The following is a 22,789-nucleotide window of genomic DNA, read 5'->3' on the forward strand; positions in this document are numbered from 1 at the left end:
ACTCCGGTTACTTTGGGATTGCCCCGCCTTTTAAGGCTCTAGGGTCCCTCCATGACCTACTTTATTTACTTTAAACATTTGTTTTATCCAAAATGCTACTTCATGGCTTGTTGGGCCTGCTGGTTTATCAATATTTATTATAGAGTTCTTAATTAGAAGAGTAATATCGCGTTTATCTGGAAAAAAACCTATATTTTCAGACGTTTGAGCTTCTTTTCTTATATTCCAATTATTTTTGTATTTACAGTATTCATCTATCTTATATATAAATGGATAAAAATCCATTTAAATCACTGGTATTTTTATCTTTAACTTTTCCTTCATAAATTCTGTAAGATTTGCTTCTTGAATTTTTTTCTCAATATCATCGTCTGAAGCTCCTTTTTGTATATCAATTTTTTTATCTGTTGGTTCTAAGTGTAATATGTTTGCTCTTTTTCTCTTTATTCCTGAAATTTTCTTTGGTCCTGTTATTAACACAAAATTATCGTCTAATATATCTGCTATTACACATTTTTTACCTGCATCTTTACCTCTTGTTTTTACACATATTCTTCCTATTTCTATTGCGGGCATTATAATCAAGAAAAACTTAATGCAAGCAATTTAAATTTAGCGTTTTCTAGAGACAGAAGAAAGTTAAAATGAGACGCCGAGGACGGGATTTGAACCCGTGTGGGGTTTCCCCCATCGGTTCTCCAGACCGACCCCTTAGTCCGCTCGGGCACCTCGGCACGTTTAATAATTAGATAAAAAACTTAAAAATCTTTACACTAACTCTATCTCAATATAAACATCTTCTGGAACTCTAACTCTCATTAATTGTCTCATTACTCTTTCGTCAGCTGAAATATCAATTACTCTTTTATGTATGCTCATCTCCCATTTCTCCCATTTTTTCCTTCCTTCACCGTGTGGCAATCTCATTAATGGAACTTCCATTCTCTTAGTGGGCAATGGCACTGGACCTCTCATACTTATACCAGTTTTATCAACTATAGCTTTGATTTGATTAACCACATAATTAAGATCAGTAACATTATTGCTCCATAATCTGATCCTAGCTTTTGAGGGCATAAAAACACCATAAGTCTAAAAATTATTTGATCTCAACTTTTTGTGGTTTTACGTCATTTATTACTCCTACTCCTACTGTTTTACCCATATCTCTCATTGCAAATCTTCCTAATGCTGGAAAGTCACTGTATTTTTCTGCGCATAAGGGCTTTATTGGTTTAAACTTTACTACTGCAATGTCTCCTTGCTTTATAAATTGTGGATTCTTTTCTGTTTCTTTACCAGTCTTTGGATCTAATTTTGAGACTATTTCAGATATTCTACATGCTACGCTTGCAGTATGAATGTGCAATACTGGTGTATATCCAACTGCTATTGCTGTCGGATGCCATATGACAATAATTCTAGCAGTAAATTCATCAGCAACCGTAGGAGGAACGTCTGTATGTCCTGCTACATCTCCTCTTTTGATATCTTTTTTGTCTACACCTCTAACATTAAATCCAATATTGTCTCCTGGTTCTGCCTTTTCTAATCTAGTATAGTGAGTCTCTATAGATCTTACTTCTCCAGTCTTTCCTGCTGGCATAAACACTAGTTTATCATTTACTTTTAGTACTCCGCTTTCTACTCTTCCCACTGGCACTGTACCTACTCCGGATTTAGAATATACTTCTTGAATTGGAATTCTCAATGGTTTGTCTACTGGTTTTGGTGGGACTTCTAATTTATCCAATGCTTCCTCTAATGTAGGACCATTATACCATTTCATATTTTCTGATCTTTTAGTTACATTTTCATCGGTTATTGCTACTACTGGAACGAATGTTACTTTATTCATATCATACCCAAAGCTTTTCATAAATTTAGTTACTACATCTTTAATTTCATTAAATCTCTTCTCATCATATGGAGGATCTGTTGCGTCCATTTTAGTTACTGCTACTATTACTTGGTTTATTCCCATAGTTTTTGCTAAAATTATATGTTCTCTGGTTTGTCCTTCAGCGCTCATTCCTGATTCAAATTCGCCTTTTTTAGCTGATATGGCTACAATTGCTGCATCAGCTTGGCTAGCTCCTGTAATCATATTCTTTACGAAATCTCTATGCCCTGGTGCATCTATAATCGTAAAGAAGTACTTCTGTGTTTCAAATTTCATGAAAGTTAAATTTATTGTTACGCCTCTTTCTCTTTCTTCTTTTAATCTATCTAATAAGAATGCGTATTTATCTGATTCTTTACCTAACTTCTTTGCTGCGTCTTCGGCTTCTTTGATTGTCTTTTCATCCAAAAATCCTCTTTCCATTAATAGTCTTCCAACTAATGTGCTTTTTCCGTGATCTACGTGGCCTATTACTATTAAATTCAAGTGAGGTTTTTGAGACATTTGTTATTCACTCTCACGCAATCTAATACATTCTTCATTAAAAAATTAGCTTATCTTGAACTTAGAGCAATTCTCTCGGTTTCTTCTTTCTTTCTCACTGCATAGCTTTTTGGATCGTTTGAGGCTGCTGCTAATATTTCCTCAGCTAATGATTCATCAATAGGTTTAGGATTGTTAAATGAGGAGTTTCTAGCTCCTTCTACTAGATATCTTAATGCTAAATCAACTCTTCTCTGTGGCGAAACATCTACTGCTACGTAGTAAACTATTCCTCCATACATTATTCTTGTGACTTCTTCTCTTGGAGCTGAGTTCTGAATTGCATTTACTAAAATTTGTATTGGATTTTGTCCAGTTCTAGCATAAATTATTTCGAAACAAGCTCTTACTATGTTGTAAGCAAGCATTTTTTTGCCTTTATTTTTGCCTGGTCTCATTAATTCGTTAATTAGCCTCTCTATAACTGGCATTTTTCCTTTTCCAAATCTTCTATGTTGATATCTACCACTTGAATGTGGAAGATAGACTGGCATTAATGATATATACTTCTTTAAGCTAGGATCTTTTATTTCTACTTTAGTATCCCATTTTCCAAATATTTTTACATCTAGTTTACTTAACTCGTAATCGCTCATTATACTTACCCATGTATTTCATAGATTAATATAACTAACTATTAATGAAGGGTTTAATATGTTTATAGCTAATATTTATTATGATAATGTCTGAGGAAGAAAGAGGTTACATAAAGGTAAATAAGGTTGATGCATTCATATACCCTCTAGATGGATTGCCTGTAATGGTATGCTATCTAGATGATGGACGAGAATTTAATTTATTTTATGTTCCAGTAGAAATAGTTATAGCAATAAATAAGTTAAAGAAACAGACTGAAGAAGATAGTATTCTAAATGATAAAAGAGAGAATATATTTGATATCTTAGCGTTTATCCCTGAGGTTACTGATGAATTAAGTAAACATATAAATAAAGTTATAATAGATGATATTTCTGGATCTTTATATATTGCTACTATCGAATTGAAGTTTGATGGTGTTATAATTCAAAAAAGGATGATACCTAGTCATGCGATATATCTAGCTTTAATTTCTAATAAGCCAATATATGTCAGGAAGACGCTTGTTGACGATCAAGAAAAAGAAAGAAAACAAGGGGGAGAAGAAAACAAATAGTATGTCTTAGCTATTTAAAGTATAACTAAAAATTATTTTATCTTACTGGTTTTTGTTTCTTTCCTTTGTATAATGCATCTAAAGATACTCCATTAACTAGAACTACTTTATATCTTACTCCAGGTAAGTCTCCCATTGATCTTCCTAATGTTCCACCAATTCCTGCTATTACTACCTCATCATGTTCATCGATAAAGTTAACTCCACCATCGCCAGGTACGAAAGCTGTAACTACTCTTCCATTTTTTACTAATTGAACTCTAACGCATTTTCTAACTGCTGAATTAGGCTGTCTTGACTCTATACCTACTTTCTCTAAAACTATTCCTCTGGCCATTGGAGCCCCTTCTAATGGGTCAAACTTCTTCTTTAATTGCAATACTCTAGTTTTAAATGATCTTTGACTCCATCTAAATCTTAATCTTTTCAATTTTAATTTCCTAGCTGCATATAATCCTTTTGGTGATTTGCCTGACACTTTACAACCCTCAAACTATAATTACTGAGTCTATATCCATATATCTTTTTAAAATTAATTTAGCTCTTAAAACGTTTTTACCACTTTTTCCAATTGCTAAGCCTTTATCTTGAGCATCTACAGTAATATAAACTGATTTTTTACTATCATTATCTACAACTCTTACGCTTTTTACTTTAGCTGGAGCCATGAGGTTTTTAACTAAATCTTCTAAATTATCACTATATGCTACGATTTCTACGTCTTTTCCTAAAATTTTTCTAAGCTTTTTTACATTATCTCCGCTTTTACCTATTGCTACTCCCATATTTTGAGGATTAACTAGGAAAATTATCCTATTATTTTCTTCATCTACTATACAATCTTTTGCTGTTATTTTTGTTACTGTTTGAAAAAGAGATAAATATCTTATTTCATCTTGGGTTATTTTGATTTCTGGCAATATTTACACCTCATGATATGGGCTTTCCTATCTCCATTATTTTAGAATTTCCAACGTCTAAAACACCTATAGTAGATATAAGAAATGGTTTACCTGCTAATTTTCCTAAATCCCATCCACTTCCAGGATACTCATATACTGGTATACCAGATATTTTAGAATAATATATTATATCTTGCCTTAACGTTGACTTTAAAGTAGAGGCTATAACTACCATCTTTAACTTTCCATTTTTTAATAATTTTATAGTTTTTCTACTTCCAAATATTATTTTTCCTGACTTTAATAGATTTTTTATTTCTGATTCTAACGAAATTTGTTGAGACATTTTTATCACCTCGAGGCAGGCTTCATCAGAAGCTCAACCATTCCAGTTCCTAGTTTTATAGGTTGCCCAATAATAATATTTTCTACTACACCTTTAAAGTCTTCAACGTCACCTCTAGCTGCTGCATCTAATAGATGTTTTACTGTAACTTCAAATGCTGCTCTAGCAAATACGCTAGTTTTTTCTCCAGTTACTCCATGTCTACCTATTTGTTTTACTTCTCCTGTTCTTGTCATTATATCAGCAACTAATTCAATGTGCCTTATATCAACATCTAAACCTTGATCATCTAAAACTTTCTTTATTTCTTTCATTATTAGCTCTCTAGCAGCTTCAACACCTAATACGCTTTCTACTTCATGAAGATTATTAGTTTCTACTCTAGATACATCTACACCTTTTATACCAAGCACACCTTCTAAATTTGATCCATCAGTTATAATTATATATTCATCTCCTCTTTTTTGGACTATTGCTCTTTTTATTCCTTTAATTCCTTTAATTTTTGTTCCTAAGATTTTTTCTCTAGCCTTAAATAATCCTGTTATGTTATCCATATTTTGGAATTCTATACTTAAAGTTAAATCATCTGGCTTTTCAATAATAAAATCGCCTAGTTTTAGCTTTTTGATGGTTTTTTCAATTTCGTCAACTTCTATTCCTTTATCTTTAAGCATTTTTTCGTCTAAATGAATTATTAACGCCATTGAAGCAATATCAATACTTGTAGAATCTACAACATTTTCAATTTTAGTATATTCTATTTTTCTTGCTACAGATATTGCTTTATCTCTATCGAATTTATACTCATCCGTAAGATAGATAGTCATCATAGGAGTCGAAGGAGTTTTTCTAGCATCAACAATTTCGATTAATCTAGGCAAACCTAATGTGACGTTTAGCTCTCTAACTCCAGCATAGTGGAACGTTCTTAACGTCATTTGTGTACCTGGTTCCCCTATGGATTGTGCTGCAACTACTCCTGATGCTTCTCCAGGATTTATTAATGAGCGATCATAGTCTTTTAGAATAAGGTTTATTACATTATCAATATCTTCTTTTGTCATTTCTACTGGATAAGATAGCATTTTTTCTTTTACCTTATTTATAAGGTCAGTTGGAAATATTGAACTCAAATAATTTATCTTTTCTTCAAAATATGATTTTGCTTCTTCTTTAATCACTTATTTTCACCTCTTCCAACCTATTGTCCTTTCAAGAATTCTATCTATATCTATTGTTTTACCGTGGGAACTATACATAGGATGGACTCCATCTCCACCATATAAAGTTTGTATTATTTCTCCATATAAACTTCTTATTGTTCCATCATACTCTGTTCTTAAGTCTGATAATGCATTAACTAGCCTTCTTTGCATATATCCGCTTTGCGATGTTCTTACTGCGGTATCTACTAGTCCTTCTCTACCAGCAGCTGCATGGAAGAATGTTTCTATTGGATTTAATCCTGATCTGAAAGATGAGTAAATGAATCCTCTCGCTTCTGGCGATATATCTTCTCTCTTAAAGTGTGGTAATGTTCTTTCATAATATCCTCTAGATATTCTTTCACCTCTAACTGACTGTTGACCTAACATTGCTGCCATCTGGGTAATATTTAATACGCTTCCTCTTGCACCAGTTCTTGCCATAATATAGACATTATTGAATGGATCAAGGTAAGTAGTAGCTATCTCTCCAGCGTCGTTTCTTAACTTATCTAGAGCGTCTAATATGTAATTTTCTAAGCTTTCTTCTAATGTTCTTCCAGGTATTTGCTCTAATTCTCCTTCTTTGTATTTTCTAATTAATTCGTTTACTTCTTGGTTTGCTTGTTTTGATCTCTCTTGAATTTTATTAATTGCTTCTTGACTTATTGTTACATCGTCTAATGTCATTGTTAATCCATACATTTCGACATATCTTATGAAGATTTTGAATATATTATCCATTAGCCATAAGCCATAATCTTCTGGATACTCTCTTATTAACCAATGTAGGATACTTTCTGGTTGTTGATTCCCTAATGCTTTCTTATCAAATACGCCTTCTAATAATTTTCCATTCTTAATTACTATAAATGAATCATGTGGGCAATCCTCATCTTTGCATACTCTAGAACCGCTAGATATATTTGATTGGCCATGGAAATTAAAGTCTTCAGGCAAGAATAGACTTACCAATTGTTTTCCAGTATAAAGCTTCTTAGGAGCTAGAATAGCTGGCTCTCCTATATCTTTAGATATATTTGAAACTCCTAATATTGTTTCAACTTCATCTTTAGTTAGAAGTGTAGTTTTTACTGTTAATAAGTATGCTCCGCTTATATAATCTTGTGCTGAACCCATTATTGGGCCTCCATATCTAGGAGTTAGGATATTTCTGTGAACTATCATTAATTCTTTTGTTTCCGCTATAGCTTCTTCTGATTGTGGAACATGTAAATTCATTTCGTCTCCATCAAAGTCAGCATTATATGGTGGGCATACTAACAAGTTTAATCTAAATGTTTTTCCAGGTAATACTTTTACTTTATGTCCCATCATTGAAATTCTGTGTAATGATGGCTGTCTATTGAAAATTACTACATCGTTATCAATAAGATGCCTTTCTACTATGAAACCTGGAGCTAATGTGGATGCAAACTCTTTTCTATCTTTAACATACCTTAAGTCTATTCTTCTTCCGTCAGACTTAATTACATAATTTGCACCAGGCCATTTATCTGGACCATTAATTACATATTCTCTCATCCTTTCTATGTTCCATTTTGTTACCCTTTCTGGGACTGTTAATGTCTTTGCTATATCAACTGGAACTCCTACTTGGTCTATACTAATATTAGGATCTGGAGATATTACAGTTCTGGCTGAAAAATCAACTCTTTTACCTGATAGGTTTCCTCTAAATCTTCCTTCTTTTCCTTTTAACCTTTGTGCCAGTGTTCTCAAAGGTCTTCCAGATCTATGTTTAGATGTAGGTAATCCAGGAATTTCGTTGTCAAAATATGTTGCTACGTGATATTGTAATAAGTCCCACAAATCTTCTACAATTAGCTGAGGAGCTCCTGCATCAATACTTTCTTTTAATCTTTCGTTAATTCTTACGATATCAACTAGCTTATGAGTTAAATCGTCTTCTGCTCTTATTCCACTTTCTATCATTATAGATGGTCTGATAGTTATAGGTGGAACTGGAAGCACTGTCAAAATCATCCATTCTGGTCTGCTGTTTTTTGGATCATAACCTAATAATTCCACATCATCATCAGGAATTTTTTCTAAACGATCTCTAATGTCAGAAGGCGTTAGTTTAACTACACCTTCTTTTCTTTCTTCGTAAAAACTATAGGGTTTTTCTAACTTTATTTTAAGTTGTTTTTCTGCACAGTGTGGACATACAGTTGATTTCATTGATGTCCTTTTCACATGTTCTATCAATCTTTTGGCTGCTGAAGGCCATCTACCTCTAATTGCTAAATATATTCTTCTATATCTATCTAATTCATCATCAGCTATTTTTATTCTTCCACATCTTCTGCAAGTAGAACGTAAAAGATCATATACATGCTTTACAAATCCTATATGCAGTACTGGTCTTACAAGCTCTATATGGCCAAAATGGCCAGGACATGAACCCATTACATTACCACATGTAGGGCATTTCTGTCCAGGCTCTATGACTCCTAATCTTGGATCCATTACACTACCTTCTATTGGTGTACCGTCTTCGTCATAAACATCTGAGGTTATTATAGCAGTTACTGACATTTTTCTTATATCGTCAGGAGATAATATTCCAAATTTTACTCCTTTAACTATTTTTTCACTCATTATTATCACCTCTTAAAGGAACTTTATCACCTAAAACTAACCTTGGAGCAATTACCATACTCATCAATTCTTGAAGTAATAGTTTAAAAGCATAAGATATTGTTACCGGATATAAGTTTGCTTTATCACCATGAATTGGACAAACTAGTCTATTCTTATTTCTATCATACCAACCTATAAATCCACACTGATCACAGACATATACAGTTGTTTTATCTGAATTATCAAGTAATCTATCTTTAATTACCATGGCAGCTCCATATCCTATCAAGCAATCTCTTTCCATTTCTCCAAATCTTAATCCTCCTTCTCTTGCTCTTCCTTCTGTAGGTTGTCTAGTAAGTATTTGTATTGGACCTCTTGCTCTTCCATGCATTTTATCTGCAACCATATGATGTAATTTCTGATAATAAACAACACCAACTAACACTCTTCCCTTAATTTTCTGTCCAGTTCTTCCATCATATACTACTTCTGATCCATCCTTTAAGTGACCATAATTAACGAATTTTTGTTGTAACTCATCAATAGGAGTATTATAGAATGGAGTCGCATCGACCATCTTACCGGACAATGCTGCGTATTTACCTGCTAAAGCTTCCATTACTTGTCCCAATGTCATTCTAGAAGGTAACGAATGCGGATTCAATATAATATCTGGAACTATACCATCAGTAGTATATGGCATATCTGCTTGAGGGATAAGCATACCTATAACTCCCTTTTGCCCATGTCTAGTGGCAAATTTATCACCTAACTCTGGTATTCTTAGATCTCTTACTCTCACCTTTACTAGCTTGTTGCCGTCTGAGGTTTCTGTTATTAGAACTAAATCTACTATTCCTCTTTCTCCATGTCTAGTTATTATTGATGTATCTCTTTTTGCTTGTTCTGGAGATAATTCCTTAAATTCTTGCAAGAATCTTGGGGGACTTACTTTACCTATTAGCACATCTCCACCTTTTACTTCTACTTCTGGAGATACTATTCCATTATCATCTAAATTACTATAATATTCTTTTCCTTTATACCCTCTTACTCCAGCTTCTGGTAATTCTATTTTATCTTCTTGACCTCCAGCGTATTTTATCTCTTCGGCTGAGTATAATCTAAAGAATGTAGATCTAAACATACCTCTTTCAACTGATGATTTATTCATTATTATTGCATCTTCCATATTATATCCCGTAAATGACATTACTGCTAATACTGCATTATTTCCTGCAGGTCTCTCATTATAGCCTATTGCTTGTATAGCTCTAGTTTGAACTAAAGGTTTTTGTGGATAATGTAATAGATGGGATCTACTATCAGTTCTTAATTGATAATTCGCTGCATATAATCCTAAGGCTTGTTTGGCCATTGCTGATTGGTATGTATTTCTTGGAGATTGATTATGTTCTGGATATGGTATTATAGATGCTGTAATTCCTAGCATTGCTGGAGCCCATATTTCTAAATGTGTATGTTCTGAGGTAATTTTGGAAGGATCTAAAGCAATATACGAGTTTTCCTCTTCTTCTGCATCTAAGAATTCTATTTTGCCTTCTTTTACTAAGCTATCAAAGCTTACTTCTCCTTTCTTTAATTTTTCTATATCTTCTTCTGTTACTAGCGGTTTTCCATCTTTTACTACTATTAATGGCCTTCTTACTCTTCCACTATCACAATTAACATATACTTCATTATAATTTTCTGTAGCTATATATGCAACGTTAACTTCATCACTTATTTCGCCTTGTCTTCTTTTCTCTCTTATTTTATTAGCTAACTCATCTCCATTAGGATAATATCCTATTAATCTACCGTTTAAAATTATTTTACTCCAATTGGAGTATTCTGATTGATCTTCTCCTTCCTCAATTTTAGCTATTATATCTTCTAACTTTACAACTCCTAACTCATAAAGAATCTTTTCGATTATAGTATCATTTATTCCAACTGAAATTTGAGCTAACAAAGCTAGATTTTTAACTAGTCCGCTATTTGGACCTTCTGGTGTTTCAAAGGGACACATTCTACCCCATTGTGTACCATGCAAGTCTCTTGCTTCAAAGTTAGGTTGTCCTCTTGCTAAAGATGATATTACTCTCCTTAAATGACTTAACATTGATAACCAATTAGTTCTATCTAAAAGTTGGCTAACTCCTGTTCTTCCTCCTACCCAATTCCCTGTAGCCATTGCATGCCTTACTCTTTCTGATATTATATCTGGCCTAACTAATGCTGTAAGAGCTAATCTTCTTCCTCTAACTTTTGACTTTTCTAATTGATAATCTAAATCTTTTACAAATGCTTTAAATGCTACTCTAAATAAACTTGAGAACATATCTCCAGCTAATTTTAATCTTTTGTTAGCATAATGGTCTTTATCGTCTGGATCCCTCCTTCCTAACTGTAATTCTATTATCTTAGAAATAGCATATCCAAGGTAGTATGCTTTCTTTTTTCTATCTGCAGGAGTTAAGCCTAAATGTGGCATAAAATATTTATCTAGAATTTGTTCAGCTTTTTGAATTCTGCTTTCTCTTTTCTGACCTATTGCGACTCTATTGCCTATAAAGTCTAGTGCGTCTTCTTGAGTCGTAATTGATGATGCTTGCTCTAAGGAAGGAAGTAGTTCGTTTTGGATTTCAGGATCAAATGATACAGCAAACGTTATGTCTTTATCCGTCTCCAACCCTAATGCTCTCATTAATATTACAAATGGTATTCTGCCCGGAACAGCTGGAAATGAAACATGAATGGTTGAATCTCTTAATCTTTCAATAGTTATTGGAACTCTATAACCAGAAGTACTTGAAATAATCTTTGCTGTTTGCGTAACATTTGAGCCAGATTTTCCCATATCTACTAAAACTCTATTAGTAGCCAAATCTTCTTGAGTCACAATTACTTTCTCAGTTCCATTTATAATGAAATATCCTCCTGGATCTTTAGGGTCCTCTCCAATTTCAACTAATTTTTGGGCATCTAAATCAAGTGTAGGATCTGCTATAGACTTCAACATTATTGGTAAATCTCCGATATATACTTCTACCGGTTCACCTTCAATATTGTTCTCTACTGGTATCATTGTCAAAAATACTGGTGCTGAGTAAGTTAAGTTCCTTAATCTAGCTTCCATTGGTGTAATTTCTCTATCTCCTCTATCTGCTTCTCTAACTCTGGGCTTTCCTATTCTTATCTTACCTAGCTTTATTTTTAAACCAGGTATTTCAGTTGCTATTTCTCCTTGTTCATCAATGATTTCTTGAAGTCTATTCTTAATGAAATCATTAAATGAATCTAAGTGTTGCCTTACTAATCCCCTAGACTTAAAATATGATTCTACAATTGTCCATCTATCATCTATTGAAAGCATATTATCTTATCACCCACTTATAACATATCTATAAATTATAGTTTCGCCTACTGTAGAACTTTTTCTAGATATTTTTATTATATCTCCAGGCTTTGCGCCTATAGCTTTTATAACTGGATCAGACGCTTTTATCCAAGGTAATTGTTCCGGACTAACTCCTAATGTTTTAAGAATTCTATATGCTTCTTCAATGGGAAGAACTTCATGTTTGGGGACTAGATAATGAATTGTAGGATCTATCTTTTTAGAAGATGAACGCATAAACTAACACCCGATAGATAACAGCCTATTAACATAAGTAATATAAAAGGTTTAAGATAATGAAGAAAGAAGTCTTCTTGCGTTTTCTATCATTTCTTTAGCATGCGAATAAATTTCGTTATAACTCATATTATGTCTTGCTATACCTTGCTGTATTGCTTTCAAGCCTACTGCAGCTGCTACTCTTGGATATACTTCCCATTCAGTCATCTTAGGTATAATATAATCGTCTGAGGCACCTTTTTCCCTAACATACGAAGAGAGTTCTCTTGCAGCTTCTATTACCATCTCGTCGGTTATAGTTTTTGCTTTTACGTCTAGAGCGCCTCTAAAAACTGCTGGGAATATAAGGGAATTATTAATTTGATTAGGCAAGTCACTTCTTCCTGTTCCTACAATTCTTGCTCCTGCCTTTTTCGCTTCTTCTGGCCAAATTTCTGGAATAGGATTAGCTAACGCGAATACTATAGAATCTTTATTCATTTTTGATATTAATTTAGGATTTATTGTACCAGGACCTGGTTTAGAAGCAGCTATTAATACATCTGCACCTTCAAACGCTTTTTCTATTTCAGTAATATTATCTTTATTTGTAGATTTAAGTAGCTCATATTTCCAAGGATTGTTTATCTTAATTTCTTCTTCATCTTTTCTTCCTTTATATAAAGGACCTTCTGAATCAATTAATATCATATTTTCGTATGGTATTCCATAAGCTTTTAATAGTCTGGCTGTAGCGATATTTGCTGCACCAACTCCAAAGAATATTAATTTAATATTAGAAGGAGATTTTCCTGTTAATTCTAATGCAGTAATTAATCCTGCTAATGTAGCTCCTGCTGTACCTTGTTGGTCATCATGCCAAACTGGTATTTTTAATTCTTCTCTTAGTTTATCTAAAATATAGAAGCATTTAGGTGATTCTATATCTTCTAAGTTTATTCCTCCAAATGAAGGCTCTAAATTTTTAACTAGCTCGATAATTTTATCTGGATCTTTAGTTCCTACAGGAAGAGGTATTGCATCTACTCCCCCTAAATATTTGAATATTAATGCTTTTCCTTCCATTACTGGCATTGCGGCTTCAGGTCCTATATTGCCTAATCCTAGTACTCTAGTTCCATCAGTAACAATTGCTATAGAGTTCCATCTATAAGTGTATTCAAAAGATAAATCTGGATTTTTACTTATCTCTTTTGATACTGCAGCTACTCCGGGAGTATATAGTACTGCAAAGTCTTCTAACGATTTAATAGGTACTTTAGGTAATATTTGTATTTTTCCCTTATATTTTTTTGATACCTCTAGCGCTTGTTTATCGTAATCCAAATTTCAATCCCACTAAATGAAGAGAATTTGAGCTTAAAAATAATAACATAAAATCAAATCTTAAGATAATAATGGTGATACTATTTTGAGTTCTAAATTAAGACAACCAATAGTAGTAGTTCTAGGTCATGTAGATCATGGAAAGACTACATTGTTAGATAAAATTAGAGGTACAGCATTGGTAAAAAAAGAACCAGGTGAAATGACACAAGAAGTTGGAGCTAGTTTTGTTCCTAGTTCAGTTATAGAAAAATTAGCCGAACCGTTGAAAAATATAATACCAATAAAATTAGATATTCCAGGTTTACTTTTTATAGATACTCCAGGTCATGAGTTATTCTCTAATTTGAGAAGAAGAGGAGGTAGTGTTGCTGACATAGCTATTCTGGTAGTAGATATAGTTGAGGGTTTTCAGAAACAAACTATAGAATCCGTAGAGATCTTAAAAGAAAGGAAAGTGCCATTTTTAGTTGCAGCAAATAAGATTGATCGTATTCCAGGATGGAAAGTTTATGACAATGAGCCTTTTCTCTTTAGCTTTAAGAAACAATCTATCTCTGTACAAAAGAAGTTAGACGAGTTGTTGTACAATAACTTAGTCTTACAATTAGCTTCTTTAAATTTTAATGCAGACAGATTTGATAGAGTTACAGATTTCACTAGAAATATTGCTATTATACCAGTCTCTGGAAAGACTGGAGAAGGAATTCCAGAATTATTAGCTATGCTAGCTGGACTAACTCAACGTTTTATGCAAGGAAAATTAAAATTTGTTGAAGGTCCTGCAAAAGGTGTAATATTAGAAGTAAAGGAAGATCCTGGATTAGGTCATACTATTGATGTAATAATATATGATGGTATACTAAAGAAAAATGATATTATAATATTAGGAGGAGTAAATGGAACAATAGTTACTAAAGTAAGAAGTTTATTGCTTCCTTCTCCTCTTCAAGATATGAGAATAGCTAAGACTGGATATAGAAGTGTAGATGAAGTATCAGCAGCTGCTGGAGTCAAGATTTCTGCTCCTAATTTGGAAGAAGCTTTAGCTGGATCTCCAATCTATTCTGTCGATTCGGATGATAAAATTCCAGAATTTAAGAAAATAATAGAGGATGAAATTTCAAAGGTAAGGTTTTCAAGAGGAGTTACTGGAATAGTAGTAAAAGCTGATAGTTTAGGTGTTTTAGAATCTATCGTATATGGGTTAGAAAAGAGAAATATACCAATAAGAGTAGCAGATATAGGACCTATATCAAAGAAGGATGTAGTAGAGGCAGAGCTTTCTGCTAAGGATGCAGAAGAATATGGTTTAATAGCAGCTTTTAGAGTTAAACCTTTGCCTAATTTGGATACTTCTAAAATAAAAATAATTTATGATGACATTATTTATCAGTTAATTGATGATGTAGAAAAATATATAGAAGATGTTAGAGAAAGAAGAAAAAGAAGGACGTATGATACACTTATTTTGCCTGCTAAAATAAAAATTATGCCTGGATATGTATTTAGAAGAAGTGATCCAGTAATAGCTGGAGTAGAAGTACTAGGAGGAATTATAAAACCTAAATTTCCGTTAATAACAGAAGAAGGTAAAAGGATAGGCGAAGTTTTACAGATACAAGATAATAAGAAAACTATAGATAAAGCTACAAAAGGAATGGAAGTTGCTATGTCAATTAAAGGAAATATAATGATAGGAAGGCAAATAAATGAAGGAGATATTTTGTATTCTGATGTGCCTAAGGAAGATCTAGAGATCCTAGTAAATAATTATAGAGATACTATCACAGACGACATGAAGGAGGTTATACAAGAATTAATAAAAATAAAAAGAGCTGAAGATCCCTTATACGGTTTGACTATTAAGATTTAATTCTTTTTCTGTAAAGAAAATTGACATTTCTCTTTTAGCTTTTTCTGGAGAATCTGATGCATGAATGACATTTTCTGATTTTGATAATGCGTAGTCTCCCCTTATTGTTCCAGGCTGAGCTTCTTTAGGATCTGTAGCGCCTATCATCTTTCTCATTACGCTAACTGCTTCATCTCCTTCTATTACCATGCATACTACTGGACCAGATAAAATGTATGAAATTAAATCTTCGAAGAAAGATTTGCCTTTATGCTCTTCATACAATTTTTCTGCAGTTTCTCTATCCATTCTTAGCATTTTCATAGCTACTATATTTAAGCCTCTTTTCTCTAATCTGCTGATTATTTCGCCAATTAATCTTCTTTTTACTCCATCAGGTTTTATCATAACAAATGTAAGTTGTGATGTCATTTCCTAACCCTTATATATGAAGATGTCCATTTTAATTTTCTTGGATCTTTATGATATTTTAGCATATATTTTCTACATTTGCTTGAACAGAACCATAATATAGTTCCATCGTTTCTTACATACATCATTCCTGTACCCGGAAGTATTTCTTTGCCACAATAGTTGCATTTATGCGTTATTGGAGGCATTTTTACCCAGTTAAAATTTTGAGTGAAGTATTTAAGTGAATTGCTTAAGCTATTATACTGATGTAATATGAGTGAAAAAAAGCAAGAAACGTCCTCAATAATAGAGGAGTTCGGATTTCCAGCAGAGGTAATACAAATATTGGATAGAACTGGAGTAACAGGAGAAGTAACTCAAGTAAGAGTTAGAGTATTAGAAGGAAGAGATAAGGGAAGAATATTAACCAGAAATATAAAAGGACCAGTCAGATTAGGAGATATAGTTATTCTTAGAGAAACTGAAAGAGAAGCAAGAAAGTTAACAACAAAGAGGTAAATCCATGCCTCTATTTTTATTATCTACTCCTCTTTCTTTACATATTTTAACTCAATTGAGAAATAAAGATACTGATCAAATAAATTTTAGAAAAGGTATGGTTAGGCTTGGCAGATTATTAGGATATGAAATAGTAAATACAATGGATTATGAAATGATTGAGGTTGAAACGCCTTTAGGAGTTAAGGCAAAGGGAATCAGAATTTTTGACATGGATAATGTAGTTATAATTAACATTCTTAGAGCTGCCACTCCATTAGTAGAAGGACTATTGAAAGCCTTTCCTGCAGCAAGACAAGGCGTAATTACTGCTAGAAGAAAAGAGTTTGAAGGAAAAGAGCCACCAAAAGAAATGGAGGTTGAAATATCATATGAAAAAATTCCTAAAATTAAAGAAAATATAGACAATGTGATAATTAGTGATCCAATGGTGGCTACTGCGAGCACTATGATGAAAGTTATAGAAAATATAGATAGCACGAAACCAAAAAGAATCTATATCGCTTCTGTAATTGCTTCAGAATATGGAGTAAAAAGAATTCTAGAAAAATATCCTTATGTATACTTTTTTACAATATCAATTGATCCAGAACTAAATAATAATGGATACATTGTACCAGGATTAGGTGATGCAGGTGATAGATCTTTCGGATGAAAAATTAATTGAGATTGCTAAAAAAGCTACTGAAAATTCCTATTCTCCATACTCTAAATTAAAAGTCGGTGCGGCAATAGTTTCAGAGGATGGCCAAATATTTACTGGTTGTAATATCGAAAATTCTTCTTATGGATTATCCATGTGTGCTGAAAGAGTAGCTGTATTCAATGCAGTAAATAATGGAAAGCGAAATTTTAAAAAAATAGCAATAATTACGTCTGATGGTAAAGGAATAATGCCATGCGGAGCTTGTAGACAAGTTCTATCAGAATTTAATGATGATATAGAAATTATCACTTTAGATAGTAATGAAAGAGTAGTAAAGTTTAGATTAAGTAATTTATTACCTTATTCATTTAAATTAAAGAGTGGATAAAGATGCCAAAGGTAGGACTAGAAGTACACGTTCATTTAAACTCGTTAAAAACGAAACTGTTTTGTTCTTGTCCAACAGATTATGTTGGAAAAGATCCTAATACAGTAGTATGTCCTGTCTGTCTTGGTTTACCTGGCGCAATACCAGTATTAAACGAAGAAGCTTTAAGAAAAGCAGTAATGGTTGCAATAGCATTAAATTGTGAGATAGCGCCTAAATTGATTTTTAGTAGAAAACATTATTTTTATCCAGATATGGCTAAGAATTATCAAATTTCTCAGTATGATGGGCCAGGAAGTATGGCTATAGCAAAATCAGGATATTTGATGTTATCGAATGATAAAAAGGTAAGAATTAGAAGAATAAATATAGAAGAAGATCCTGCAAAAATAATTTATCCCACAGGATCAATGCTAACTAGTAATTTTACTTACTTAGACTATAACAGGTCAGGAATAGGATTACTAGAAATTGTTTCTGAACCAGATATATCTAGTCCTAAAGAAGCTAGAGAATTTATAGAAAAATTGAGATCGATTATAGAACATCTAGGAGTATGTGATTGTGAAGCAGAAGGAGCTATGAGAGCTGATGTTAACGTATCAGTAGAGGGTGGAGAAAGAGTAGAAGTGAAAAATGTAGGTTCAATTAAAGATATAGAAGAAGCAATAAAATATGAAATAGCAAGACAAAGAGCAGCAGTTTCTCAAGGATTAAAAGTACTTAGAGAAACTAGACACTGGGATACTGAAAGAAAGGTATCAGTTCCAACTAGATTAAAGGAAGCTGATGAAGATTATAGATACTTCCCTGATCCTGATTTACCTCCCTACATTATAGAACCAGAATATATAGAAAAAGTCAAACAAGAAATGCCAGAATTACCTGATGCTAGAGCTAAACGCATGATAAAGGTATATAATATAACAGAATATGATGCTAAGGTATTAGTTTCAGATAAAGCATTAGCTGATTTATTTGAAAATACCGCAAAAATCTATAAAGATTATAAGAAAATAGCAAATCTGCTAATTAATGATTATCTTAGGTGGATTAATGATAAAGACTTGAAGATTTCAGATTCTAAAGCTACACCCGAAACTTTAAGTGAACTTCTAAAACTTATGGATAAAGGAATAATAAGTATAAAGATACTGAAACAAATTTTGCCAGAAATAATATTAGAGGGTAAGGATCCAAGGGAATTAGTAGAGAAGGAGAACTTAACTGTAATAAAAGATGAAAATTATCTGGAAAAGATAATTGAAGAAGTAATTTCAGAAAATGCTGATGCTGCAAAAATTGCTAAGAATGATCCTAAAGTATTAAACTTCTTGATTGGCCAGGTAATGAAAAAGACTAAAGGAAAGGCAGATCCTAAACTAACTAATGAGTTACTTAAGAGTAAAATTAATAATTTATAAGTATCACCGCGTGGGTTTTTCATCACTATTCAGGACTTAAGTTCTCGATCATCTATATATACATGATATTATTAATTTATTAAAAATGCTTGACTCTAGTAAAGATAAGGAATTAAGGACAAGACTTTTAGCTGTTGAAATTTTAAGAGAATTAAAAAATATATACACATATAAACAACTTTCAGAACTTTTTGGTATTCAAGAAAGTCTACTTTGCAGATATGTAAATGGAAATACTATTCCTAGCGATGTTCAAAGTCTAGAAATACTTAATAAGACTAAAAATAAAATGTTTTTAGATAATCTTTTTAATAAGAAAATAAAAATTTATGAAGATAGTTATGTAGATCTCAGTGAAATGTTATTATATCCAAATCTTCTAAAAATGTTACTAGAAATTTATCTTAATAAGATTCAAGGAATAGAAAATGTTACTAAGGTATACAGTATAGCATCAAATGGTATTCCATTTGCAACTATGATATCATTGATTTTAAACAAACCATTATTAATTGCAAAAAAACATAAAGATTCAATTTTTCTGGAATATTATGAAGAAAGTATAAAAGAGACTGACAGCGTAGTTAACAATATTTACCTTAGAAAGGATTTACTAAAGAAAAATGATAAAGTACTAATAGTAGACGATGTAATAAAGTCTGGAAAAACCATAGCTTCTTCACTGAATTTAATAAGAAAAGCTAATGCTAATGTAATAGGTGCATTTGTAATAGCTGGAAATTTTAACAATATAAAATATATAGATAACTTAGATATATACATTGTTTTCGAAATATGACGTTTGCATATTTAGGCCAAGGAGTTTATATATCTGATATAACCCCTAAGTTTTACATTATTAATACAAATGAAAATGACTATATAATAATAGATAGCTCTGATAATGGCTATAATCAGATTATTCAAGATATTTTAGAAATAACTAATGGAATTAAACCAAAGCTACTAATTTTAACTAGCTGTAAAAAAGACTCAGTAGGTGGTGCTTCTCTAATTTCCAAGTTTTTTAATATTCCAGTGCTTGCACATTATCCAGATAGCGTAGAAATTAGACATGGACAATGTGGAAATGAAATGTATTCTCCTGCTAGAGTTTCTATAGAAATAAAACAAAAAATCTATGAATTACAAGATTCTATTAAAATAATCAATACCAAATCGCCAACCTTAGGATCAATTATAGTAAAATGGAAGGATTTTATATTTGTAGGTAATAATAAAATCTCAAGCCTAGGGAATCATGTTAAATATATTTGCGATACAATAGATTGTATAAAGGTGTAAAAATGGTATATGAAGAATCTTGCGAATCTTGTGGAAGATTTAAGCAGCTAAAATATTGTAAAATTAAAAAAATAAATGTATGTTATGACTGTTGTGTAAATTGTAATATTAGGCACAAATGTGACATAAGAGTATGGTTTAATAGCTTAAAGCCCATGTCAAAATTATAATGTATGTTATAATATTTTCAACAATATCTATAGACGGAAAACTAGCATCAAAAGACTATTTTAGTAATTTAAGCTGCAAATATGATAAAATACGCCAACATATATTACGTTCAGAAGTAGATGCAATAGTAATAGGCGCAAATACTTTAAGAATAGATAACCCAAAATTAACTGTAAAATATGCTCACGGAAAATCTCCGATTAGAGTAGTAATTTCTAAATCACTAAATATAAATCCTGACTCTACTATTTTTGAGATACCCCCTCAAACTATTATATACACTATTCCTACTGATAGTGAAATAAAAGAGAAACTAAAAAGAAAAAATGTAATTATAAGAGAACTAAACAATTTTTCTATATGCAATGTTTTTTCTGATTTAGAGGCTAATTTTAATGTTAAAAAAATTATGGTAGAAGGAGGCGGTAAACTAATATGGAGTATTGTAAGAGAAAATTGTTTTGATGAAATAAGGCTGACTATTTCATCTAGAATATTTGGAAATGGAATAAGCTTAGCAAATGGAGATGGATTTTTAGGCTCTGAATCCCCAAAATTAGAATTATTCGATGCAAAAATTTGTGAATGTAAAAACGAAATTGTATTAAGATATAAAAACCCAAACAAAAAGATTACATAAAATGAGAGTATGTCTTCTTATATATTTCTCCCTTCTCTAGAGAGCTTACTACTCTCTTGTATTTTACTGGGTCTCCAATACTATTTTCTCCATTTTTCTTTATCCATTCGTCTAATGGTATCTGATATTCTTTTAATACTTTATCCCTATACAAATCATTTAGTACGTTATATGTACAGAATGGAATTACACGACCGTCTGGTGTAACATAATGTATATCGCATCTCATTACTCTTTGAATATCATAATTGTATAAATCCATAAAGTGCATAGTACCTAAGAATAGTGTTCTATAGTGCCATTCTCCAAGTGCAGAATAATTATGATTAACAATTATACTGTATAGCATCTTATATACATCGAAGTCTTTTGGTCCTTTCTCTTTGTCTATAAACTTCCTTAAGTTATATAATACCTTTAATCCTATCCAGTATTTGCTAGATCCGTCTTTTAATTCCTCGGACTTTTCTTTGAAATATTCTAGTAATCCTTCTAAATCTATAAAGTGTGATAATGGAATGAAATGAGGCTTATTGTCTCTCCATTCTACAAATATGTAAGTACCTGCACCACAGCTTGGATGATTAGCCATTTCAAATTGTTCTTTACCAGTTAAAGCTTCTATCAACCTTGAAAATACTACTGACGTACCTATTGGATACCAACTATCTCTTGTTACTTCGCCATCTGTTTGATCTTCTATATCCTTTATGATTTCTGGAATTGTAATTCTGAATTTAGCTCTCATATTTCTTTTCATCATACCAGTTAGACTTACTGGCTGGAAGTTAATTGCTCTCACTACATCGAGATTCTCGGCTGCAAATCTTACTATATTACCTAGATCGTTATCATTTGTTGTCCTTATAACTGTAGGAACTAAAACTACACTAGTCATGCTTGCTCTTCTAAATACCTCTAACGTATATGGAATTTCCCAATGATTCTTTGGATTTGTTCTCCTATTAGTTCCATCAAAGCTCATATATATTGTGTTTACTCCAGCTTCTCTCAATTGTACTGCATATCTTATTGCTCTGTCTGGATCTTGCATATACATTTTGGCAAATGTTCCACCCCATGTATTAAGTTGTATATGCTTAACACCTGAATCTCTAAGTAATTTTACTACTTCTATTAAGTCTTCTCTTAATGTAGGCTCTCCGCCTGTAACTTGAATCACTAATGTAATATCCTGCCTCTTTAGCTGATCGACCATAAACTTTACTTGTTCTAGTGTAGGTTCAAAAACATAACCAGCTTTTTCCGCATAGAAGAAGCAGTACCAACAATTTTGATCGCATCTGTTTGTTACTACCAAATTTACTAACGCTGAATGTTGATGATGCATTGGACATAATCCACAATTAAATGGACAAGGAGATTTTAGATCTACATAAGGTACTTTAGGACCTTTACCTTCATATTCCCAATAGTCGAACTTATAATACATTCCTACGTCTCCATAATATAAGTCTTCGAATTCTCCATGCTCTGGACAAATTTTTCTAATATACATTTTTTCGTCTTTTTCAAATATAGTTGCTGGCAATAATCTATAGCAAACGGGGCATAATGAATTTGTAACACGTATTAATTTTTCATTATCTGCTAGTTTTGGTAAAGGGCCACCAATTTTTATTTCTCTATCTCCAAATTTTACTACTCCATTCTCGTACTTCGAAGGAGCTGGCAATAATCTAAATCCGCCTTGTTTCTTTTCTTCTACTTGAGCCATTATGATCTAAGCACAATAATGGGATTAATTATTATATAAGTATATTCTCCTTTTA

At 32.2% G+C, this 22,789-nt stretch carries 25 protein-coding genes and 1 tRNA gene; 9 read left to right on the forward strand and 17 right to left on the reverse strand.

The window, feature by feature from the left end:
* Positions 1-30: 30 nt before the first annotated feature.
* The 6 genes from B6F84_RS07120 to B6F84_RS07145 all read right to left on the reverse strand — a co-directional run bounded on the left by B6F84_RS07120 (position 31) and on the right by B6F84_RS07145 (position 3,042).
* Positions 31-285, reverse strand: a complete 255-nt coding sequence (locus tag B6F84_RS07120) for a tRNA pseudouridine synthase A (protein ID WP_148691611.1) — start codon at positions 283-285, stop codon at positions 31-33.
* Positions 286-576 (reverse strand): 50S ribosomal protein L14e, encoded by a 291-nt coding sequence (locus B6F84_RS07125; protein WP_148692859.1) that lies wholly within the window; start codon positions 574-576, stop codon positions 286-288. It lies immediately after the preceding gene.
* A gap of 74 nt (positions 577-650) precedes the next feature.
* Positions 651-734 (reverse strand) — tRNA-Ser (locus B6F84_RS07130).
* 34 nt (positions 735-768) lie between these two features.
* Positions 769-1,077: a 30S ribosomal protein S10 gene (gene rpsJ, locus B6F84_RS07135; protein ID WP_148691612.1), complete on the reverse strand. Its 309-nt coding sequence runs from the start codon at positions 1,075-1,077 to the stop codon at positions 769-771.
* Between the two features lie 22 nt (positions 1,078-1,099).
* Entirely contained in the window at positions 1,100-2,407 is a 1,308-nt protein-coding gene (gene tuf, locus B6F84_RS07140) for a translation elongation factor EF-1 subunit alpha (RefSeq protein ID WP_148691613.1), read from the reverse strand.
* Between the two features lie 50 nt (positions 2,408-2,457).
* Entirely contained in the window at positions 2,458-3,042 is a 585-nt protein-coding gene (locus B6F84_RS07145) for a 30S ribosomal protein S7 (RefSeq protein ID WP_148691614.1), read from the reverse strand.
* An 86-nt stretch (positions 3,043-3,128) separates the two neighbouring features.
* On the opposite strand from B6F84_RS07145, the gene B6F84_RS07150 reads away from it, so the two are divergent.
* Positions 3,129-3,599, forward strand: coding sequence for a bifunctional nuclease family protein (locus B6F84_RS07150; protein ID WP_148692860.1), 471 nt, complete (start codon positions 3,129-3,131; stop codon positions 3,597-3,599).
* Between the two features lie 37 nt (positions 3,600-3,636).
* On the opposite strand, the gene B6F84_RS07155 is transcribed toward B6F84_RS07150, so the two are convergent.
* The 8 genes from B6F84_RS07155 to B6F84_RS07190 are packed head-to-tail and all read right to left on the reverse strand — an operon-like array spanning position 3,637 to position 13,634.
* Positions 3,637-4,077, reverse strand: a complete 441-nt coding sequence (locus B6F84_RS07155) for a 30S ribosomal protein S12 (RefSeq protein WP_148691615.1) — start codon at positions 4,075-4,077, stop codon at positions 3,637-3,639.
* 10 nt (positions 4,078-4,087) lie between these two features.
* Positions 4,088-4,519 carry a NusA-like transcription termination signal-binding factor gene (locus B6F84_RS07160; RefSeq protein WP_148691616.1) on the reverse strand — a complete coding sequence of 144 codons (432 nt, stop codon included), beginning with the start codon at positions 4,517-4,519 and terminating at the stop codon, positions 4,088-4,090.
* A 10-nt stretch (positions 4,520-4,529) separates the two neighbouring features.
* Positions 4,530-4,847: a 50S ribosomal protein L30e gene (locus B6F84_RS07165; RefSeq protein ID WP_148691617.1), complete on the reverse strand. Its 318-nt coding sequence runs from the start codon at positions 4,845-4,847 to the stop codon at positions 4,530-4,532.
* 5 nt (positions 4,848-4,852) lie between these two features.
* The gene (rpoA2, locus tag B6F84_RS07170) at positions 4,853-6,031 is read right to left on the reverse strand and encodes a DNA-directed RNA polymerase subunit A'' (protein ID WP_148691618.1); all 1,179 of its coding nucleotides are present in this window, start codon (positions 6,029-6,031) and stop codon (positions 4,853-4,855) included.
* Between the two features lie 6 nt (positions 6,032-6,037).
* Complete coding sequence (rpoA1, locus tag B6F84_RS07175) at positions 6,038-8,680, reverse strand: DNA-directed RNA polymerase subunit A' (protein WP_148691619.1); 2,643 nt, start codon at positions 8,678-8,680, stop codon at positions 6,038-6,040.
* Entirely contained in the window at positions 8,673-12,044 is a 3,372-nt protein-coding gene (locus tag B6F84_RS07180; protein ID WP_148691620.1) for a DNA-directed RNA polymerase subunit B, read from the reverse strand. The genes rpoA1 and B6F84_RS07180 overlap by 8 nt, the downstream gene beginning before the upstream one ends.
* Positions 12,045-12,053: 9 nt before the next feature.
* On the reverse strand, positions 12,054-12,305 hold the full coding sequence (locus B6F84_RS07185; protein WP_148691621.1) for a DNA-directed RNA polymerase subunit H: 252 nt from the start codon (positions 12,303-12,305) through the stop codon (positions 12,054-12,056).
* 51 nt (positions 12,306-12,356) lie between these two features.
* Positions 12,357-13,634: an NAD(P)-dependent malic enzyme gene (locus tag B6F84_RS07190; protein ID WP_148691622.1), complete on the reverse strand. Its 1,278-nt coding sequence runs from the start codon at positions 13,632-13,634 to the stop codon at positions 12,357-12,359.
* A gap of 82 nt (positions 13,635-13,716) precedes the next feature.
* Between B6F84_RS07190 and infB the strand changes: the two genes are divergently transcribed.
* Positions 13,717-15,510 (forward strand): translation initiation factor IF-2, encoded by a 1,794-nt coding sequence (gene infB, locus B6F84_RS07195; RefSeq protein WP_148691623.1) that lies wholly within the window; start codon positions 13,717-13,719, stop codon positions 15,508-15,510.
* On the opposite strand, the gene ndk is transcribed toward infB, so the two are convergent.
* Both ndk and B6F84_RS07205 read right to left on the reverse strand, forming a co-directional pair.
* On the reverse strand, positions 15,484-15,921 hold the full coding sequence (gene ndk / locus B6F84_RS07200) for a nucleoside-diphosphate kinase (RefSeq protein ID WP_148691624.1): 438 nt from the start codon (positions 15,919-15,921) through the stop codon (positions 15,484-15,486). The two genes, infB and ndk, sit on opposite strands and share 27 nt — an antisense overlap.
* The gene (locus B6F84_RS07205; protein ID WP_110380093.1) at positions 15,918-16,109 is read right to left on the reverse strand and encodes a 50S ribosomal protein L24e; all 192 of its coding nucleotides are present in this window, start codon (positions 16,107-16,109) and stop codon (positions 15,918-15,920) included. Before B6F84_RS07205 ends, ndk begins: the two co-directional genes overlap by 4 nt.
* 67 nt (positions 16,110-16,176) lie before the next feature.
* Between B6F84_RS07205 and B6F84_RS07210 the strand changes: the two genes are divergently transcribed.
* The 7 genes from B6F84_RS07210 (at position 16,177) to B6F84_RS07240 (ending at position 20,996) form a co-directional block, all read left to right on the forward strand.
* Positions 16,177-16,422 (forward strand): 30S ribosomal protein S28e, encoded by a 246-nt coding sequence (locus tag B6F84_RS07210; protein ID WP_110380094.1) that lies wholly within the window; start codon positions 16,177-16,179, stop codon positions 16,420-16,422.
* 4 nt (positions 16,423-16,426) lie between these two features.
* Positions 16,427-17,077, forward strand: coding sequence for a uracil phosphoribosyltransferase (gene upp / locus B6F84_RS07215; RefSeq protein ID WP_148691625.1), 651 nt, complete (start codon positions 16,427-16,429; stop codon positions 17,075-17,077).
* Complete coding sequence (cdd, locus tag B6F84_RS07220; RefSeq protein WP_148691626.1) at positions 17,052-17,456, forward strand: cytidine deaminase; 405 nt, start codon at positions 17,052-17,054, stop codon at positions 17,454-17,456. The genes upp and cdd overlap by 26 nt, the downstream gene beginning before the upstream one ends.
* A 2-nt stretch (positions 17,457-17,458) precedes the next feature.
* The gene (gene gatB / locus B6F84_RS07225; RefSeq protein WP_148691627.1) at positions 17,459-18,880 is read left to right on the forward strand and encodes an Asp-tRNA(Asn)/Glu-tRNA(Gln) amidotransferase subunit GatB; all 1,422 of its coding nucleotides are present in this window, start codon (positions 17,459-17,461) and stop codon (positions 18,878-18,880) included.
* A gap of 70 nt (positions 18,881-18,950) precedes the next feature.
* A complete protein-coding gene (locus B6F84_RS07230) occupies positions 18,951-19,679 on the forward strand; it encodes a phosphoribosyltransferase family protein (RefSeq protein ID WP_148691628.1) in 729 nt (242 codons plus the stop codon).
* A complete protein-coding gene (locus B6F84_RS07235) occupies positions 19,676-20,185 on the forward strand; it encodes an MBL fold metallo-hydrolase (RefSeq protein ID WP_148691629.1) in 510 nt (169 codons plus the stop codon). Before B6F84_RS07230 ends, B6F84_RS07235 begins: the two co-directional genes overlap by 4 nt.
* Before the next feature lie 169 nt (positions 20,186-20,354).
* The gene (locus tag B6F84_RS07240; RefSeq protein ID WP_420807154.1) at positions 20,355-20,996 is read left to right on the forward strand and encodes a 2,5-diamino-6-(ribosylamino)-4(3H)-pyrimidinone 5'-phosphate reductase; all 642 of its coding nucleotides are present in this window, start codon (positions 20,355-20,357) and stop codon (positions 20,994-20,996) included.
* On the opposite strand, the gene tes is transcribed toward B6F84_RS07240, so the two are convergent.
* On the reverse strand, positions 20,989-22,734 hold the full coding sequence (tes, locus tag B6F84_RS07245) for a tetraether lipid synthase Tes (RefSeq protein ID WP_148691631.1): 1,746 nt from the start codon (positions 22,732-22,734) through the stop codon (positions 20,989-20,991). The two genes, B6F84_RS07240 and tes, sit on opposite strands and share 8 nt — an antisense overlap.
* Between the last annotated feature and the right edge of the window lie 55 nt (positions 22,735-22,789).

Source organism: Acidianus manzaensis (genome assembly GCF_002116695.1).
In the GTDB taxonomy this organism is placed as follows: domain Archaea; phylum Thermoproteota; class Thermoprotei_A; order Sulfolobales; family Sulfolobaceae; genus Acidianus; species Acidianus manzaensis.

Coding starts and splice junctions, on each gene's coding strand:
- rpoA1 (WP_148691619.1), bottom strand. CDS start 8,680: ATGAGTGAAAAAATAGTTAAAGGAGTAAAATTTGGAATATTATCTCCT.
- B6F84_RS07235 (WP_148691629.1), top strand. CDS start 19,676: ATGACGTTTGCATATTTAGGCCAAGGAGTTTATATATCTGATATAACC.
- B6F84_RS07165 (WP_148691617.1), bottom strand. CDS start 4,847: ATGTCTCAACAAATTTCGTTAGAATCAGAAATAAAAAATCTATTAAAG.
- B6F84_RS07120 (WP_148691611.1), bottom strand. CDS start 285: ATGGATTTTTATCCATTTATATATAAGATAGATGAATACTGTAAATAC.
- upp (WP_148691625.1), top strand. CDS start 16,427: ATGCCTCTATTTTTATTATCTACTCCTCTTTCTTTACATATTTTAACT.
- B6F84_RS07240 (WP_420807154.1), top strand. CDS start 20,355: ATGTATGTTATAATATTTTCAACAATATCTATAGACGGAAAACTAGCA.
- tes (WP_148691631.1), bottom strand. CDS start 22,734: ATGGCTCAAGTAGAAGAAAAGAAACAAGGCGGATTTAGATTATTGCCA.
- cdd (WP_148691626.1), top strand. CDS start 17,052: ATGCAGGTGATAGATCTTTCGGATGAAAAATTAATTGAGATTGCTAAA.
- gatB (WP_148691627.1), top strand. CDS start 17,459: ATGCCAAAGGTAGGACTAGAAGTACACGTTCATTTAAACTCGTTAAAA.
- rpsJ (WP_148691612.1), bottom strand. CDS start 1,077: ATGCCCTCAAAAGCTAGGATCAGATTATGGAGCAATAATGTTACTGAT.
- B6F84_RS07205 (WP_110380093.1), bottom strand. CDS start 16,109: ATGCCTCCAATAACGCATAAATGCAACTATTGTGGCAAAGAAATACTT.
- ndk (WP_148691624.1), bottom strand. CDS start 15,921: ATGACATCACAACTTACATTTGTTATGATAAAACCTGATGGAGTAAAA.
- B6F84_RS07125 (WP_148692859.1), bottom strand. CDS start 576: ATGCCCGCAATAGAAATAGGAAGAATATGTGTAAAAACAAGAGGTAAA.
- B6F84_RS07180 (WP_148691620.1), bottom strand. CDS start 12,044: ATGCTTTCAATAGATGATAGATGGACAATTGTAGAATCATATTTTAAG.
- B6F84_RS07185 (WP_148691621.1), bottom strand. CDS start 12,305: ATGCGTTCATCTTCTAAAAAGATAGATCCTACAATTCATTATCTAGTC.
- B6F84_RS07210 (WP_110380094.1), top strand. CDS start 16,177: ATGAGTGAAAAAAAGCAAGAAACGTCCTCAATAATAGAGGAGTTCGGA.
- B6F84_RS07150 (WP_148692860.1), top strand. CDS start 3,129: ATGTCTGAGGAAGAAAGAGGTTACATAAAGGTAAATAAGGTTGATGCA.
- B6F84_RS07145 (WP_148691614.1), bottom strand. CDS start 3,042: ATGAGCGATTACGAGTTAAGTAAACTAGATGTAAAAATATTTGGAAAA.
- tuf (WP_148691613.1), bottom strand. CDS start 2,407: ATGTCTCAAAAACCTCACTTGAATTTAATAGTAATAGGCCACGTAGAT.